15 protein-coding genes are annotated in these 15,189 nt (G+C 72.4%); 6 read left to right on the forward strand and 9 right to left on the reverse strand.

The genetic code is table 11. From position 1 onward, the window contains the following. Window positions 1-161 precede the first annotated feature (161 nt). The 4 genes from IEZ21_RS34840 to yczE form a co-directional block, all read right to left on the reverse strand. Window positions 162-536 carry an RNA polymerase-binding protein RbpA gene (locus IEZ21_RS34840; protein ID WP_030677841.1) on the reverse strand — a complete coding sequence of 125 codons (375 nt, stop codon included), beginning with the start codon at window positions 534-536 and terminating at the stop codon, window positions 162-164. Window positions 537-814: 278 nt separating this feature from the next. Beyond that, window positions 815-2,164, reverse strand: coding sequence for an MFS transporter (locus IEZ21_RS34845; RefSeq protein WP_189325812.1), 1,350 nt, complete (start codon window positions 2,162-2,164; stop codon window positions 815-817). A 52-nt stretch (window positions 2,165-2,216) separates the two neighbouring features. Next, window positions 2,217-2,984, reverse strand: a complete 768-nt coding sequence (locus IEZ21_RS34850) for a glycerophosphodiester phosphodiesterase family protein (RefSeq protein WP_189325813.1) — start codon at window positions 2,982-2,984, stop codon at window positions 2,217-2,219. Continuing rightward, on the reverse strand, window positions 2,981-3,631 hold the full coding sequence (gene yczE, locus IEZ21_RS34855; RefSeq protein ID WP_189325814.1) for a membrane protein YczE: 651 nt from the start codon (window positions 3,629-3,631) through the stop codon (window positions 2,981-2,983). The genes IEZ21_RS34850 and yczE overlap by 4 nt, the downstream gene beginning before the upstream one ends. A gap of 102 nt (window positions 3,632-3,733) precedes the next feature. Between yczE and IEZ21_RS34860 the strand changes: the two genes are divergently transcribed. After that, the gene (locus IEZ21_RS34860; RefSeq protein WP_189325815.1) at window positions 3,734-5,233 is read left to right on the forward strand and encodes an SCO1417 family PLP biosynthesis transcription factor; all 1,500 of its coding nucleotides are present in this window, start codon (window positions 3,734-3,736) and stop codon (window positions 5,231-5,233) included. Window positions 5,234-5,260: 27 nt separating this feature from the next. Here the strand turns inward: IEZ21_RS34860 and IEZ21_RS34865 are convergent, their stop codons facing one another. Both IEZ21_RS34865 and IEZ21_RS34870 read right to left on the reverse strand, forming a co-directional pair. After that, complete coding sequence (locus IEZ21_RS34865) at window positions 5,261-6,862, reverse strand: P-loop NTPase family protein (RefSeq protein ID WP_189325816.1); 1,602 nt, start codon at window positions 6,860-6,862, stop codon at window positions 5,261-5,263. A gap of 37 nt (window positions 6,863-6,899) precedes the next feature. Further along, on the reverse strand, window positions 6,900-7,094 hold the full coding sequence (locus IEZ21_RS34870) for a hypothetical protein (protein ID WP_033321848.1): 195 nt from the start codon (window positions 7,092-7,094) through the stop codon (window positions 6,900-6,902). 301 nt (window positions 7,095-7,395) lie between these two features. Between IEZ21_RS34870 and IEZ21_RS34875 the strand changes: the two genes are divergently transcribed. The 5 genes from IEZ21_RS34875 to IEZ21_RS34895 all read left to right on the forward strand — a co-directional run bounded on the left by IEZ21_RS34875 (window position 7,396) and on the right by IEZ21_RS34895 (window position 12,915). Then, window positions 7,396-7,788, forward strand: coding sequence for an ankyrin repeat domain-containing protein (locus IEZ21_RS34875; RefSeq protein ID WP_189325817.1), 393 nt, complete (start codon window positions 7,396-7,398; stop codon window positions 7,786-7,788). Window positions 7,789-8,088: 300 nt separating this feature from the next. Next, entirely contained in the window at window positions 8,089-9,507 is a 1,419-nt protein-coding gene (locus tag IEZ21_RS34880) for an amino acid adenylation domain-containing protein (protein ID WP_189325818.1), read from the forward strand. Between the two features lie 230 nt (window positions 9,508-9,737). Then, window positions 9,738-10,862 (forward strand): glycosyltransferase family 4 protein, encoded by a 1,125-nt coding sequence (locus tag IEZ21_RS34885; RefSeq protein ID WP_189325819.1) that lies wholly within the window; start codon window positions 9,738-9,740, stop codon window positions 10,860-10,862. Then, window positions 10,859-12,064: a glycosyltransferase gene (locus IEZ21_RS34890; protein ID WP_189325820.1), complete on the forward strand. Its 1,206-nt coding sequence runs from the start codon at window positions 10,859-10,861 to the stop codon at window positions 12,062-12,064. Before IEZ21_RS34885 ends, IEZ21_RS34890 begins: the two co-directional genes overlap by 4 nt. Next, window positions 12,061-12,915, forward strand: coding sequence for an SGNH/GDSL hydrolase family protein (locus IEZ21_RS34895; protein WP_189325821.1), 855 nt, complete (start codon window positions 12,061-12,063; stop codon window positions 12,913-12,915). Before IEZ21_RS34890 ends, IEZ21_RS34895 begins: the two co-directional genes overlap by 4 nt. Window positions 12,916-12,921: 6 nt before the next feature. Here the strand turns inward: IEZ21_RS34895 and IEZ21_RS34900 are convergent, their stop codons facing one another. Genes IEZ21_RS34900 through IEZ21_RS34910 form a run of 3 tightly spaced genes read right to left on the reverse strand, consistent with a single transcriptional unit; the run spans window position 12,922 to window position 15,175 of the window. Further along, the gene (locus IEZ21_RS34900; protein WP_189325822.1) at window positions 12,922-13,791 is read right to left on the reverse strand and encodes a 5-oxoprolinase subunit C family protein; all 870 of its coding nucleotides are present in this window, start codon (window positions 13,789-13,791) and stop codon (window positions 12,922-12,924) included. Continuing rightward, window positions 13,788-14,420, reverse strand: a complete 633-nt coding sequence (locus IEZ21_RS34905) for a 5-oxoprolinase subunit B family protein (protein ID WP_189325823.1) — start codon at window positions 14,418-14,420, stop codon at window positions 13,788-13,790. Before IEZ21_RS34905 ends, IEZ21_RS34900 begins: the two co-directional genes overlap by 4 nt. Next, a complete protein-coding gene (locus IEZ21_RS34910; RefSeq protein ID WP_189325824.1) occupies window positions 14,417-15,175 on the reverse strand; it encodes a LamB/YcsF family protein in 759 nt (252 codons plus the stop codon). The genes IEZ21_RS34905 and IEZ21_RS34910 overlap by 4 nt, the downstream gene beginning before the upstream one ends. Between the last annotated feature and the right edge of the window lie 14 nt (window positions 15,176-15,189).

Consider the following 15,189-nt stretch of genomic DNA (forward strand, 5'->3'; position numbering starts at 1 on the left):
CGAGCCCGCCAGGGCGATGGGGGTCTGGGGCGCAGCCCCAGGGACAGCAACCCACCACTCAGCCGCACCATCAACACAACAGAACCGCGGGTGCCGTGCACCAAAAGCACGGCACCCGCGGTCCTGGGTGCGCTCTCTATGCCGCCCAACCCCCGGAGGGGCTACGCGGACTTGCGGCTGTCCCGCGGATGTACCGCGATGTTCATGGCGCCGGATCGGAGAACGGCCAAGCGCTCCGCGAGGACCTCTTCGAGTTCCTCGCGCGTGCGCCGCTCCATCAGCATGTCCCAATGCGTGCGCGCGGGCTTGGCCTTCTTCTCTTCGGGGCCGTCGCCGTCCACGAGGAGTGCCTGGGCCCCGCAGACCTTGCACTCCCACTCCGGCGGGATCTCCGCCTCCACCGAGAAGGGCATCTCAAAACGATGGCCCTTCTCGCATGCGTACTCCACGGCCTGGCGTGGGGCCAGGTCGATGCCGCGGTCAGTCTCGTAGCTGGTCACCACGAGGCGCGTGCCGCGAAGAGCTCGCTCACTCATGAATCGTGCCTCCCGGGCTTGTCGCCCACAGGACAGGTGTCGCTGTCGTCGTCATCCGGTCAACGTCCGGTCGGCGGTAAAGATTCCCGTTGCGGGTCATGCGTCGCCGTCGTAGCCGCCCCTTGTTGTACCCACCAGCGCCCGGTTTGTCACATCTGAGAGCAGATGTCACCCAACGTTTCGGCTTCTTTGACGCGCAGTAACGGTACGCCTGGCAGGCCAAACGCGTACACTACCGGCCTTTGGCCTCAGGTGCTAAATCGGCGCTGGATCTGGTGCTAGATCCGGTCCGGAACCGGGTTGCCCGCATCCCGCACCGCCTGCCGCACCGAAACCCGCGCGAGCAGCACGAATCCGATGACGAAGAAGACCACGAGCGAGATGATCGCGTCCCGGTAACTTCCGGTCAGCTGGTACGTCAGACCGAACAGAAGCGGGCCCAGCCAGCTCATGCCGCGGTCGCTCATCTCGTACGCCGAGAAGTACTCGGCCTCCTTGCCCCGCGGCACCAGATGCGAGAACAGCGAGCGGGACAGCGCCTGGCTCCCGCCGAGCACGAGGCCGATCCCGGCGGCGAGCACGAAGAACCACACGGGTGAGCCCGCGGGCAGGAAGTAACCCGCCCCGATCGTCACCGTCCACGCCACCAGCGAGCCGAGAATCGTGCGCTTCGCGCCGTACACGCGCGCGAGCCGCCCCATGCCGAGCGCCCCGGCCACGGCCAGCAGCTGGACGAGCAGCACCGCGACGATCAGGGTCGACTGGCCGAGGTCCAGCTCTTCGGAGCCGTACACGGAGGCCTGTGAGATGACCGTCTGGATGCCGTCGTTGTAGACGAGATAGGCCAGCAGGAAGGCGAGCGTCCGGGGCTTGCGCCGCATGTCCCGCACGGTGGCGGCCAGTTGGCGCCAGCCCTGCACGGACGTCCCTTCCCGGGGCGTCGTACGGCGATCGCGCAGCCGCTTGAGGGGTACGAGCGTGAAGGCGCCCCACCAGATGCCCGCGGAAGCCAGACAGATGCGTACGGCCATCGCCTCCGAGAGGCCGAAACTGTCATGGGCCGTGAACAGCACCAGGTTCGCCACCAGAACCAGCGCGCCCGCGGCGTAACCGAAGGCCCAGCCCCTGGACGAGACGGCGTCACGCTCCTCGGGCGGGGCGATCTGCGGCAGATAGGAGTTGTAGAGCACCATCGAGACGGCCAGCGAGGCATTGGCCACGATCAGCAGGAAGCCGCCCAGCAGATAGCGGTCGCCGTCCAGGAAGAACATGCCGGTGGTGGCCGCGGCGCCCACATAGGCGGCGGTCGCGAGCAGCGGCTTCTTGCGCCCGGTGCGGTCGGCCGCCGCACCCGCCAGGGGCATCACGAAGATCGACAGGATCACGGACGCAGACACGGAGTACGCGAAGAAGGAACCCGCGCGGACCGGGATCCCCAGGGGGTGCACAAAGCCGTCCGCGTCCGCCGCCGACTCGGCGACCGACGTCAGATAGGGCCCGAGGAACACCGTCAGGACACTTGTCGAATAGACGGAGCAGGCCCAGTCGTAGACGTACCAGCCGTGTTGTTCGCGGCGCCGCCCGGCCGCGTCGTCGGCCGCCTCCGTCCGCACGGTGTCGGTGCCCACCCGTGCCCTCGCTTCCCCGTCGCAGTCCCCGTACGCGGACGCCGCGGGCCGGTCAGACCCAGGTGCCGCGGTCCTTGAGGACCCCGCGCAGCGTCTCGATGTGATCGGTCATGATGCCATCGACTCCGAGGTCCAGAAGACGGTGCATCCGCTCGGGCTCGTTGACGGTCCACACGTGGACGTGCAGCCCGCGCGCGTGTGCGGCGCGTACGAAGCGGTGGTCGACCACCGGGACACCCGACTGGGACTCGGGTACCTGCGCGCAGACCGCCGAGCGGCGCAACGCCGCGGGGACGCCCCACGACTGCAGGCGCAGCCCCAGGACACCCCGGGTGCCGTACGAGGTCGCCAGGCGCGGCCCGGCCAGGCGCTGGGCGCGGGACACGCGCGCCTCGGAGAAGGAGCCGACGCAGACGCGGTCCCAGGAGTTGGTGCGGCCGATCAGATCGAGCAGCGGGTGCAGGGCGGGCTCCGCCTTGATGTCGACGTTCCAGCGGACGTCGGGGAACGTCTCCAGGAGCTCCTCGAAGAGGGGCACCGGTTCGCCACCGGCCACGCGTGCGTGCCGTACGTCGTCCCAGGGGAGGTCCGCTATCCGGCCCGCCCCGTCGGTCACCCGGTCCAGTGTCGCGTCGTGGAAGGCGACGAGCCGGCCGTCGGCGGTGGCGTGCACATCGGTCTCGATGTACCGATAGCCCGCTTCGACCGCGCGCCGGAACTGCGCCACGGTGTTCTCCAGTCCGTCCGCCGCCCCGCCCCGGTGGGCGAAGGCGATCGGGCCGGGATGGTCGAGATAGGGATGGCGTATCCGCGTGGTCACCGGCGCAGTATCGCCCGCTTCGGTTGACCCCCGGCAACGACGGTGCTGCCGTCCGCCGAGGGAACGGCGAACACGCGCAGGAACAGCTGGGCGAGCGGGCCGATCGACAGGGCGTACAGGACCGTGCCGATGCCGACGGTGCCGCCGAGTGCGAACCCGGTCGCCACGACCGTGATCTCGATGGCCGTGCGCACCAGGCGGATCGAGACTCCCGTGCGCTGGTGCAGCCCCGTCATCAGGCCGTCGCGGGGGCCGGCCCCGAAGCGTGCCGCGATGTACATGCCCGTCGCCACGCCATGCAAGAGGATCCCCGCGACCAGCAGCGGGACGCGGACCGCCAGGGTGCGGGCGTCCGGTACGAGGGCCAGCGTCGCGTCCAGCGCGACACCGATCACCAGGACGTTGGAGATCGTTCCGAGCCCGGGCCGCTGACGCAGCGGGATCCACAGCAGCAGCACCGAGGCACCCACGAGGGTCAGCACCACACCGATCGACAGCCCCGTCCGCTCGGCGAGCCCTTCGTGCAGCACGTTCCACGGCTCCAGCCCCAGGCCAGATCTGACGAGGAGTGCCGAACTCGCGCCGTACAGCGTGAGACCGCCGTAGAGCTGCGACAGCCGCCGTAGGAGATGCCCCTGTGTGGACAAGACGTGCCCCCTGAGATGGTGGTAGTGGCCTGATGCATGACACCCTGTGGCTTGGCAGGACCTGCCATCCATGGCCAATTCGGGGAAGGTGGACTGGAAATCATGGCTCAGTGGACTTCGGCGGTCGGTGCCGCACAGCTGGCCCGGCTGCTCAACTCCCAGCAGGAGCGCCCTGCCGGTCCCGGTACGCGTCGCCCGCCCGCCTATCGCGCCCTCGCCGACGGCATCCGGCTGCTCGTGCTCGAAGGGCGCGTCCCCGTTGCCGCGCGGCTGCCCGCCGAGCGGGAACTGGCCCTCTCCTTGTCCGTCAGCCGCACCACCGTGGCCGCCGCCTATGAGTCGCTGCGCAGCGAGGGGTTCCTGGAGTCCCGCCGGGGAGCGGGGAGCTGGACCGCCGTGCCGGCCGGCAATCCGCTGCCCGCGCGCGGTCTCGAACCGCTGCCGCCCGATGCGCTCGGCTCCATGATCGACCTCGGCTGCGCGGCCCTGCCCGCGCCCGAGCCCTGGCTCACCCGTGCCGTACAGGGCGCCCTGGAGGAGCTGCCGCCGTACGCCCACACCCACGGCGACTACCCGGCGGGGCTGCCCGCGCTGCGTACGACGATTGCCGAGCGCTACACCGCGCGCGGCATTCCCACGATGCCCGAGCAGATCATGGTGACCACGGGCGCCATGGGAGCCATCGACGCCATCTGCCACCTCTTCGCCGGGCGCGGTGAGCGCATCGCCGTCGAGTCGCCCAGTTACGCCAACATCCTCCAGTTGATGCGCGAGGCGGGAGCCCGTCTGGTGCCCGTCGCCATGGCCGAGGGGCTCGCGGGCTGGGACATGGACCGCTGGCGGCAGGTGCTGCGCGACGCGGCGCCTCGTCTTGCGTACGTCGTCGCGGACTTCCACAACCCGACCGGCGCGCTCGCCGACGAGGACCAGCGGCGGCGGCTCGTGGACGCGGCGCGGTCGGCGGGCACCGTGCTGGTCGTGGACGAGACCATGAGCGAGCTGCATCTGGACGAGGGGCTCGAACTGCCGCGCCCCGTCTGCGGTTTCGACCCGGCCGGGTCGACGGTGATCACGGTGGGCTCGGCCAGCAAGGCGTTCTGGGCGGGCATGCGGATCGGCTGGGTTCGGGCGGCGCCCGATGTGATCCGCAGCCTGGTCGCGGCACGCGCGTACGCCGATCTGGGCACCCCTGTCCTGGAACAGCTGGCCGTGAACTGGCTGCTCAGCACCGGGGGTTGGGAGCAGGCAGTGGACATCCGGCGGGACCAGGCCCGCGAGAACCGCGACGCGCTCGTGGCCGCCGTGCGCCGTGAGCTGCCCAGCTGGGAGTTCGAGGTGCCGCACGGCGGGCTCACGCTGTGGGTGCGTACCGGAGGGCTGTCGGGCTCGCGGCTGGCCGAGGCCGGCGAGCGGGTGGGCGTACGGGTGCCGTCAGGGCCACGCTTCGGAGTGGACGGGGCCTTCGAGGGCTATGTGCGGCTGCCGTTCACCGTCGGCGGCGCGGTGGCCGAGGAGGCCGCGGCGCGCCTGGCCGCGGCGGCCCGTCTGGTGGAGACGGGAGCGAACGGGGCGACGGAGACACCGCGCACCTTCGTGGCGTGACGCCGCGTTCGGACCTCCCGCGACCCGTCAGCCTTCCGCCACGACCTTCGTGCCCTTCGTGCCCTTCGTGAGGACCGTTCGGTCTTCCGTCGGGGCGTCGGCGGGCTCCGGGTCCGCCGGAGCGGTGCGCTCCGGCAGGAGGCTCAGGACCGCCTGGCGGTGGGACTCGCTCGTCGCCTCGTCGTACGGGTCCGGGGCCGCCGGAACCTGGAGGCGGTGCATCGGACCCGTGCCCAGCCGGGCGTAGCCGCGGCCGGCGGGCATGTCCGGGGTCGGGGTGGTGGGCGGACGCGTCCCGAGCACCGCTTCGAGCTGTGCGGCAGAAGCCGGGCCGAGCACGACACGCGCGCGCGTGTGCTGACGTACCGGGTCGATGAGGGACTCCATGCCGTCGAACTGCTCGGCCACCGCCACCGTCACACCGGCCGTGCGTCCGTGCCGCAACGGCACCTGGAGGAGGGACTGCGGGTCACGGCGCCCCTCGGCCGCCGCCAGCTGCCCGAGCACCGTCGGGCGGTCCAAGAGGAGCCAGAGCGGACGCAGCGTGTCGTCCGGCGGGGACTGGCCCGCCTGACGGGCCCGGTTCATGGCGATGAGGCGTCGCTCCGTCTCGTGCGCCGCCCACTCCAGACCGGCCAGGGCCCCCGTCAGATCGCACTCGACGGCCAGTACGCCGGCGCGGCCCGTGAGGCACGCGAACTCGCCCGTGCCACCGCCCTCGACGATCAGCACGTCACCGTGCTGGAGGACCTGCAGAGCGATCGACCTCAGAAGGGTGGTCGTGCCGCTCCCGGGACCGCCGACCGCGAGAAGGTGCGGCTCGGTCGAGCGCACGCCGGTGCGCCAGACGACCGGCGGAACGTCGCGCCGTTCCCCACCGGCGATGACAGGGAGCGTGCGCTGGACGCCCGCCGGGTCGGTGAAGCCGAGCACCGTCTCGCCCGGAGCCGTGACGAAGCGCTGGGCGGCGATGTCGACGGGGAGCGGCGGCAGGGCCGTGACGGTGAGCTGATTGCCCTCCTCGTCCCACTCGAAGCGGTACTCCCGGCCACGGCCCGACTTCGTGTGCAGCAACTGCTCGATACGTGCGCGGGAGGCCGCCTCGCCGTCCGTGAAGTACGCCGGGTAGCGGATCGTCAGCTGTGAGATGCGGCCGGTGCCGTCGAACGCGTACGAGACGAAGGCCTTCGCCCACTGCCCGCCGTGTGTGAACAGGGGAGCGGGGTCCTCGGGGACCGAGAAGTACGGGACGAGCGCCTCGTAGAGCGACTCCAGACGCTTGGTCTGCGCCTCGTCGGGGCCCGCCGGCCGGGACGGGGTGCGGTCCCGGCCGTGCCAGGCGGCAGCCGCCATGAGGGTGAGGGCGGCGAGCAGTGGCCCGAAGGGCAGGAGAGCGACGACCAGCACGATCGAGGTCAGCAGGAACAGCAGTGGCCCGCGCCGGTCCCTGGGGGTGCCGGCCCATCTGAGCCGCCCTGCCGCCGCCAGCCGGCGCAGTCCACGGGTGATCGTGATCAGCGGATGGAGAACGTCGGTGGCACTGTCGGCGGCCGACCGGGCCAGCTTCCGGCCGCGGACGATCCGGTCGCTGCCGTTGCTCAGAATGCGGGGGAGGGGGCGCCGGGCCACTGCTGTCTCCTGACGGTGCGCGCGGAGGGGAGGGGCGTCAGAACTCGATGTCGCTGAGGAAGCTGGCCAGGCTCTCGCCGCCGTCCCTGATGCTCGAGGCGATGGCCGTGCTCGCCAGATAGAACCCGAAGAGCGCGCACACCAGCAGGTGCGAGGCCTTGAGGCCGTCCTTGCGGTAGAGGATGAAGACGATGATGCCGAGCAGGACGACAGCTGAGATGGACAGGATCATGATGGTTCTCCTGGTCGATGGGGACAGTCACCATGAGTAGTTTCAGACTCACAGCATGTATCTGTGCGATAAAAGGCGCAACTGGGTGAATTTCCCCTTGTTTCGCCCTACTGGCCCCTGGCTCACCGGCCACCCGGACCTCAGCGGCCGTCTGCCGACTTCGAGGTGATCTTTGCCTCGGTCGGGCCCGGTCATGTGACCGCTCGAGCCAGTACGCTGGCGAATCACTCGTACGGCTGCACCCTCGCGGTCGTACGGACCCGGAGTCCCCGAGTTCCCGCAGCGAGAGGTGGTCCGGCCGATGAGTGAAGCTCCCGACCCCGAGGTCGTGGAACTGGCGACCAGGATCTTCGATCTGGCGCGCCGGGGCGAGACCGAGGGGCTCGTCGCGTATGTCGACGCGGGCGTCCCGGCCAACCTCACCAACGACCGCGGCGACTCGCTCGTGATGCTCGCCGCCTACCACGGCCACGCCGACGCGGTGCGCGCCCTCCTGGAGCGCGGCGCCGAGGCCGACCGCGTCAACGACCGGGGCCAGACGCCGCTCGCCGGAGCGGTCTTCAAGGGCGAGGACGCGGTGGTCCGGGTCCTTCTGGACGCCGGTGCCGACCCTGAAGCGGGCACGCCGTCCGCGGTGGACACGGCCCGGATGTTCGGCAAGGCCGAGTTACTCGACCTCTTCGGAACGCACTGAACGGACCGTCCTGACCAGGCGGAACAGCGATTTTGGGGGAGGCGGTACCCAGCCGCCGGAAATGCGGTCGCGGTAGCGAGAACCGCTGGGTCATCATGACGTCGTGATTCACGGACGCGATGGCTGGGCAGGTGTTGCCGCACCGCGCGGGCCGTGATGCGGCCCCTACGGGCACCGACGAGAGGCAGAGGAAGATGGTCTACAGCAAGCAAGAGACGACGGGCGCCCCGACGTGTTGTCACGCGACCAGGTAAAGCACGATCTCCGGTTGCGCCGACGCTTGATGTGAGGCTGTTTCCCATGTTCGATCCGGTCATAGCGCCCAGCGGTACGCTGCTCGGCCTGCTCCAGAGGGGCCGCGGCGACGGCACGCTGCACGCGCTCACCGCACCGCGCCCCGAGGCGCTCGCCGCGCTCAACGCGTGTGTGCTGCACGACCCCCGCCACGACTGGCAGGTGGAGAACCGCTCCCTGTACTACGCCCGTCTCTATCTCGACCTGAACGGCGAGCTCGACGAGATCGAGGCTCACCTCTTCGACGCCGAGGACATCCTCGACACGGACGAGTCACGCACGGGCCTCGCGCTCGCCGTGCTCGGACATCTCGCCTCGTACGGCAGGCGGGACGCGCTCGCGCTGCTGCGGCGGTACGCCGCCCACGGCAGTAATTGGGCCTGGGCCCTGGACGAGCTGGCACTGCGCGACGACGACGCCGGACTGCGCGCACTCGCCGCGCCGGTCCTCGCCCGCTTCCCGGCAGACCCCGAGGGTGAGGCCGAACTCGCCGCCGCCGTGCGCGACGCCTTCGAACCCCGGCCCTGGCGGCTGTGGGCCGAGGACCCCCGATCCTCCATCGCCACGCGTGTGCGCGGCGCCCAGGAAGCCGGCTCCTTCGACCGCTGGCAGCGGCAGATGCGACCCTCCGGACCCCGTCCCGGGTGGAGTGTGCGGGCCGTCTTCGAGTGGGCCCAGCAGGGCATCGAACGCGGAGCCGCGCTCCATGTCCCGGCCGCCCGCTGCCTCACGGCCGTCGCGGGGCCCGAGGACCGCCCCGAGATCATCGACGCGGCCCGGCACGGCGACGACGGCGCGCGCTGCACGGCCCTGCGCTATCTCGCCGACAGCCACGATCCCGACGTACTGGACCTGATCGAGGCCGCTCAGGCCGCCGGCTCGCGACTCGTCGTGGACGCCGCCGTGGACGCCTTCGAGCGGATGCGCAGCGTCGCCGCCGTGGAGCGGGCGCGACGGTGGGCGCACCGGCCCGACGCGCTCGGTCAGGCCGCGGGACGCGTGCTCGCCTGCCTGGGCGGCGTACAGGACGGCGAGCTGGTGCTGGGCGCCCTGCGCGAGGCCGTACGGGGAGACGGGCCCGACGCGCCGACCTTGTACACCCTCGTCGACGGCGCCGGACGGCTCGGTATCGCCTGTGCCGCCCCCGTGCTGCGCCACGTCTACCGTGAGACGGCCTCATCGCATCTGCGCGGGCGCACGGCTCGCGCGCTGGCCGCCACCGATCCGTCCTTTCCCGCCGGGTTCGCCGTCGAGTGCCTATGGGACTGCGAGGAGACGACCCGGGAAGTCGCCGCCCGGCACGCCGAGACCGGTGACGCCCGTGTGGTCGACCAGCTCCGCAGGCTCGCCGCCGATCCGGCTGAGGAGGCGGAGGTGCAGACGGCGGTCCGCAGCAGAATCGGCCCGGACACGACTGCCGCGTGAGGTTGGAGTGTCCACGGCGTGAGATCACACACGTCCGCGGTGCTGGGCGGGATACGACCGTCGTGTGAGCGTGTTTGTCGCCCGCCCGTAGTGCGTTGGTACGGGCCTGGATGCCGGGGCGTGACCGGGTCGTGATCCGGGGGCGCACACAGCGCAACGCTCATGGGACGTTCCCTCTCCGGAAAGATCCACGTTGACGCGGCCACGTCCAGCACGACGACAACACGGGTATGCGTGTCGTCATCGTGACCGAGTCCTTTCCCCCCGACGTGAACGGCGTGGCCCACTGCGCGCTCCAGACCGCCCGACACCTCGTCGACCGCGGTCACGCTCCCCTCGTCGTCGCCCCGGCCACCGCCGCCGGCAACGGGCCCGACGCTCTCGCGCCGTGCCCCGTCGTCCGAATCCCCTCCCTACCGCTCCCCGGCTACCCCCAGGTCCGTGTCGCCCTCCCCAGCCGACGCGTCGCCGCCGCGATCACCGAACACCGCGCCGACATCGTCCACCTGGCCAGCCCCTTCGTCCTCGGCGTCCGCGGCATGGCGGCCGCCACCCGGCTCGGCATCCCCGCCGTGGCCGTCTACCAGACCGACCTCGCGGGATACGCCCGTACCTATGTGCACGCGGGTGAGGCCACCGCCTGGCGGCGTATCCGCTCCGTCCACGCCGCCGCCGACCGGACGCTCGCCCCGTCCAGCGCCGCTCTGCAGGACCTGGAGGCGCACGGTGTGCCCCGGGTGCGACTGTGGCCGCGCGGCGTGGACACCGTCCGGTTCCGCCCGGAACACCGGGACGACGCGCTCCGCCGTCAACTCGCGCCGAACGGCGAGCTGATCGTCGGCTATGTCGGCCGGCTCGCCCCCGAGAAGCAGGTCGAACTCCTCGCCGGGGTCTGCGGCCTGGACGGCGTACGCGTCGTGGTCGTGGGCGACGGCCCGAGCCAGGCCAGTCTGAGCGGGGCACTTCCCGGAGCCGTTTTCCTGGGCCGTCGCACCGGTGACGAACTCGCCCGGATCTTCGCCTCGTTGGACGTCTTCGTGCACACCGGACCGTTCGAGACCTTCTGCCAGACCGTGCAGGAGGCGATGGCGAGCGGCATTCCCGTGGTCGCCCCCGCCGCAGGTGGACCGCTCGACCTGGTGGCCCACGGGCGCACCGGACTGCTCGTCCCGCCGCGTGACGAGGGCGCCGTACGCGACGCCGTGGCGGTGTTCGCCGCCGATCCCGCGCTGCGGGCCGCGTACGGCGCCGAGGCGCGCCGTACCGTCGAGGGCCGCACCTGGGCAGCCGTCGGCGACCAGCTCATCGGGCACTATGCCGACGTGCTCACCGGACGGGCGGTGGTCGCGGCATGAGCGAGTCGCTGCGGATCGTCCGGCTCGCCAACTTCGTCGCCCCCACCTCGGGCGGCCTGCGGACCGCGCTGCGGGAACTGGGCGCGGGTTACCGGGAGGCCGGGCACGAGCCCGTGCTGATCGTGCCCGGCGAGCGCGCCACGGACCGCGAGACCGAGCAGGGCAGGGTGATCACCCTGCCCGGACCGCTGCTGCCCGGGACCGGCGGCTACCGCGTGCTCACCGACAAGAAGCGTGTGTCCGCCCTCCTGGCGGAGCTCGCGCCCGACCGGCTCGAGGTCTCCGACCGTACGACGCTGCGCTGGACCGGCGTCTGGGCGCGGCGCGCCCGGGTGCCCGCCGTGATGGTCTCCCACGAGACCGCCGACGGCGTACTGCGTACCTGGGGCCTGTCCGAGGCCATGGCACGGCGGGCCTCCGACGCCCTCAACATCCGTACCGCGCACCACTATGCACGCGTGGTGTGCACCACGGAGTTCGCGGAGCGCGAGTTCGTCCGCATCGGCGCCCGCAATGTCGTACGCGCCCCGCTGGGCGTCGACCTGGAGGGACGGCACCCCTCGCTGCGGGACCCAGGGCTGCGCGCCCGGCACGCGCGCGTGGACGAGACCCTGCTGGTGATGTGCTCCCGGCTGTCCGTCGAGAAGCGGCCCGGCACCGCCCTTGACGCCCTGGAGGCGCTGCTGCGCCGCGGAGAGCGCGCGGTGCTCGTCGTCGCCGGTGACGGGCCGCTGCGGGCCCGGCTCGAACAGCGGGCGCGCGAGCAGCGGTTGCCGGTCACCTTCCTCGGGCACGTGGGCGACCGCGCGCTCCTGGGCGGTCTGCAGGCCTCCGCCGACGTATGCCTGGCTCCCGGGCCCGCCGAGACCTTCGGGCTCGCGGCCCTGGAGGCGATGGCCTGCGGTACGCCCGTCGTCGCCAGCGCCTCCTCCGCGCTCCCGGAGGTCATCGGCTCCGCCGGAGCCACCGCCGCCGACAACGGAGAGTCGTTCGCGGACAAGGTGCGGCTGCTGCTGGACCGTTCCGAGAGCGAGCGCCGGGAGGCGGCACGTGCGCGTGCCGCCTGTTTCGGCTGGCCGGTCGCCGTGGAGGCGTTCCTCACGGCGCACGACGCGGCCGTACGGGCCGACCGGCCGTCGTCACAGGCCGGGTCACAGGCGGGCACCTCCTCCGCGCGAAGGGCTCGGGAGGGCGTGGTATGAGACCCCTGCGGTTCGTGGCGCTCGGGGACTCCCTCACCGAAGGAGTGGGCGATCCCGTCGGTGAAGGGTGGCGTGGCTGGGCCGCGCTGCTCGCCGACGGGCTCGCCCCTGCCGACGCGCCCGCGCAGTTCGTCAACTTCGCGGTCAGCGGCGCCCAGACGCGTGACGTCCTGGAGCGCCAGACCCCTGCCGCGCTGGCCGCAGGGCCGGACGTCGCCTCGGTCGTCATCGGGGTCAACGACACCCTGAGGTGCAGCTTCGACATCCACGCGGTGGCCGCGCGGCTCGACGAGGTGTACGCGGCGTTCACCCGGCAGGGGGCGGTGCTGCTCACCGCCTGCCTGCCCGACCCCGGCGCGATGCTGGGACTGCCCGGGGCGCTGGCCCGGCCGCTCGCACGTCGCCAGCGGGCCGTGAACACGGTGGTGCACGCGCTCTCCGAGCGGTACGGCGCCGTCCATCTGCACGCCGCGGAAGGGGCGTGGCTCACGGACCGCGCCATGTGGAGCGCGGACCGGCTGCATCCGGGCGAGCGGGGGCACCGGCAACTCGCCGTACGCTTCCACGCGCTGCTCGCGGAGGCGGGCATCGCGACGGGGCGTGCGCCTTCTTCGAAGCCCGAGTTCCCCGCGCCCACACGCTCGGCGAGCCTGTGGTGGCTGGCCACCGCCGGCACCGGCTGGGTGGCCCGCCGCTGCACCGACCTCCTGCCCCAACTCCTCACCCTCGCCGCCGACGAGATCCGCCACCGCGCCCGCGGTACCAGCGCCCGCCTCGACCTGAGCGCGTCTCATGCGGTGGCGGCGGCACTGGCGGCGTTGTCGGTCACGGAGCAACCCGACGCGGCGTAAGCCTGGTCAGCGGCGCCGCACGGCCACGAACCGCACCGGCGTGCCCGGCGTGGCCTGGGCCGCGGCGGGGAGGTCCGTGGCCCGGACGACGGCGATGACCGGGTAGCCGCCGGTGGTCGGGTGATCGGCCAGGAACACCACGGGCCTGCCGTCCGGGGGCACCTGGATCGCGCCGAGGACCATGCCCTCGCTGGGCAGTTCGCCGGGGCGCGCCCGCTCCAGGGCGGGCCCCTCCGTGCGCAGGCCGATGCGGTTGCTCGCCGAGGAGACCCGGTACGTGTGCGTCGTAAGGGCGCGTACGGCCGTTGCCGTGAACCAGTCGTCGCGGGGGCCGAGGGTCACTCGGAGTACGAGTTCGGCGGGCGGGCCCGGCTGCGCGGCGACGTCCACGCGCGCGTGGGGGGCGTTCGGCCTCCCCAGGGGGAGCACCGTCCCGTCGGTCAGGGGTGGCGGGCCGAGACCCGAGAGCAGGTCCGTCGACCGGCTGCCGAGCACAGGCTCGACGGCCACCCCACCCGACAGGCCGACATAACTGCGTACTCCGGAGACTGCCGTCCCCACCGACAGCAGTGCCCCGCCGGGCACGAGCACCGGGGCTCCCCAGGGCACCGGGCGGCCGTCCACGGAGACCGGGCACGGGGCCCCGCCGACCGCGACGACGACCGCCGAACGCGGCCGCAGGGCACAGCCGTTGAGCGTCGTCTCCAGGACCGCCGCCTCGGGTGGATTGGCGACGAGACGGTTCACCAGGGCGGCGGCGGGACCGTCCAGCGCACCGGAACGCGGTACGCCCAGGTGCGCGTGACCGGGACGCCCCAGATCCTGCACGGTGGTCAGCGCCCCGGCCCGTACGACGGCGAGAGCACGGTCCGTCATGAGGACCCCACCGGGACGGTCCCCACGGGGACGAAGCGGACCCGGGTTCCCGGTGACAGCAACGCGGCGGGCACGCGCGCATGGTCCCACAGAACGGCGTCCGTCGTGCCGATCAATTGCCAGCCGCCCGGCGACGGCCGCGGGTACACGCCCGTGTACGGGCCCGCGAGCCCCACGGCACCGGCCGGGACGGTCGTACGAGGTGTCGCGCGCCGCGGCACCCCGTAGCGGGCCGGGAGTCCGGTCAGATAGCCGAAGCCCGGCGCGAACCCGCAGAAGGCGACCCGGAACTCGGCCGCCGCGTGGATCCGCGCCGCCTCGTGCGGGGACACGTCCCAGTGCGCCGCGACCTCCGCGAGGTCGGGGCCGTCGTAGCGGACGGGGATCTCGACGATCTCCCCGGCGCGCGGGGGCACAGGCGGCACCTGTGAGGCGGCCAGCTGCTCCGCCAGGCGCACGGGGTCGTCGAGGCCGTCCAGGAGGACCGTACGGGCCGCGGGGACGATCTCCCGTACCGAGAGGGACCCCTCCGCGCGACGGCGCACCAGATCCGCGTGCAGGGCCTGCGCCTCCCCGTCCGTCGAGACCTCGACGAGCAGGGCACGGTCACCGACCGGCAGCGCCCTCATGCGAACGCCTCCACGCGGACGCCCGAGGCCTCCAGTTGTGTACGGACCCGGCGCGCCAGGTCCACCGCGCCGGGCGTGTCGCCGTGCACACACAGGGAGCGGGCGCGCACCCCGATGTCCCGCCCGGAGCGGGACGCGACCACGCCGGAGCGGGCGAGGCGCACGCAGCGCTCCACGACGGCACCGGGGTCGGTGATCACCGCGCCGTCCTGGCTACGCGGCACGAGCGTGCCCTCGTCCGTGTAGGCCCGGTCCGCGAACGCCTCGGTGACGACCGGGAGTCCGGCCTTCTCCGCCACGTCGAGGAAGCGGGATCCGGGCAGCCCGAGCACGGGGAGTGTGACGTCGGCGAGGAGCACCCCGTCGACCACGGCCCGGGCCTGCTCCTCGTCGTGCACCACACGGTTGTAGAGCGCACCGTGCGGTTTGACGTATGCCACGCGCGCGCCCGCCGCGCGCGTGAAGACCTCCAAGGCGCCGATCTGGTACGCCACTTCGGCCGCCAGTTCGTCGGACGGCACATCCATCGCGCGCCGCCCGAAGCCCGCCAGGTCGCGGTAGGAGACCTGGGCGCCGATCCGTACGCCGCGCTCGGCCGCCAGCTCGCACACCCGCCGCATGGTGGCCGCGTCCCCGGCGTGGAAGCCGCAGGCCACATTGGCGCTGGTGACGACGGACAGCAGTTGTTCGTCGTCGGTCAGGCGCCAGCGGCCGAAGCCCTCGCCCAGGTCGGCGTTCAGGTCGATCGAGGTCATGGAGATGTCGATTC

Origin of the sequence: Streptomyces flaveus, from assembly GCF_014647675.1 — a bacterium.
GTDB classification, from domain to species: domain Bacteria; phylum Actinomycetota; class Actinomycetes; order Streptomycetales; family Streptomycetaceae; genus Streptomyces; species Streptomyces flaveus.

Coding starts and splice junctions, on each gene's coding strand:
- IEZ21_RS34910 (WP_189325824.1), bottom strand. CDS start 15,175: ATGACCTCGATCGACCTGAACGCCGACCTGGGCGAGGGCTTCGGCCGC.
- IEZ21_RS34875 (WP_189325817.1), top strand. CDS start 7,396: ATGAGTGAAGCTCCCGACCCCGAGGTCGTGGAACTGGCGACCAGGATC.
- IEZ21_RS34905 (WP_189325823.1), bottom strand. CDS start 14,420: ATGAGGGCGCTGCCGGTCGGTGACCGTGCCCTGCTCGTCGAGGTCTCG.
- IEZ21_RS34885 (WP_189325819.1), top strand. CDS start 9,738: ATGCGTGTCGTCATCGTGACCGAGTCCTTTCCCCCCGACGTGAACGGC.
- IEZ21_RS34870 (WP_033321848.1), bottom strand. CDS start 7,094: ATGATCCTGTCCATCTCAGCTGTCGTCCTGCTCGGCATCATCGTCTTC.
- IEZ21_RS34880 (WP_189325818.1), top strand. CDS start 8,089: ATGTTCGATCCGGTCATAGCGCCCAGCGGTACGCTGCTCGGCCTGCTC.
- IEZ21_RS34860 (WP_189325815.1), top strand. CDS start 3,734: ATGGCTCAGTGGACTTCGGCGGTCGGTGCCGCACAGCTGGCCCGGCTG.
- IEZ21_RS34890 (WP_189325820.1), top strand. CDS start 10,859: ATGAGCGAGTCGCTGCGGATCGTCCGGCTCGCCAACTTCGTCGCCCCC.
- IEZ21_RS34840 (WP_030677841.1), bottom strand. CDS start 536: ATGAGTGAGCGAGCTCTTCGCGGCACGCGCCTCGTGGTGACCAGCTAC.
- IEZ21_RS34900 (WP_189325822.1), bottom strand. CDS start 13,791: ATGACGGACCGTGCTCTCGCCGTCGTACGGGCCGGGGCGCTGACCACC.
- IEZ21_RS34895 (WP_189325821.1), top strand. CDS start 12,061: ATGAGACCCCTGCGGTTCGTGGCGCTCGGGGACTCCCTCACCGAAGGA.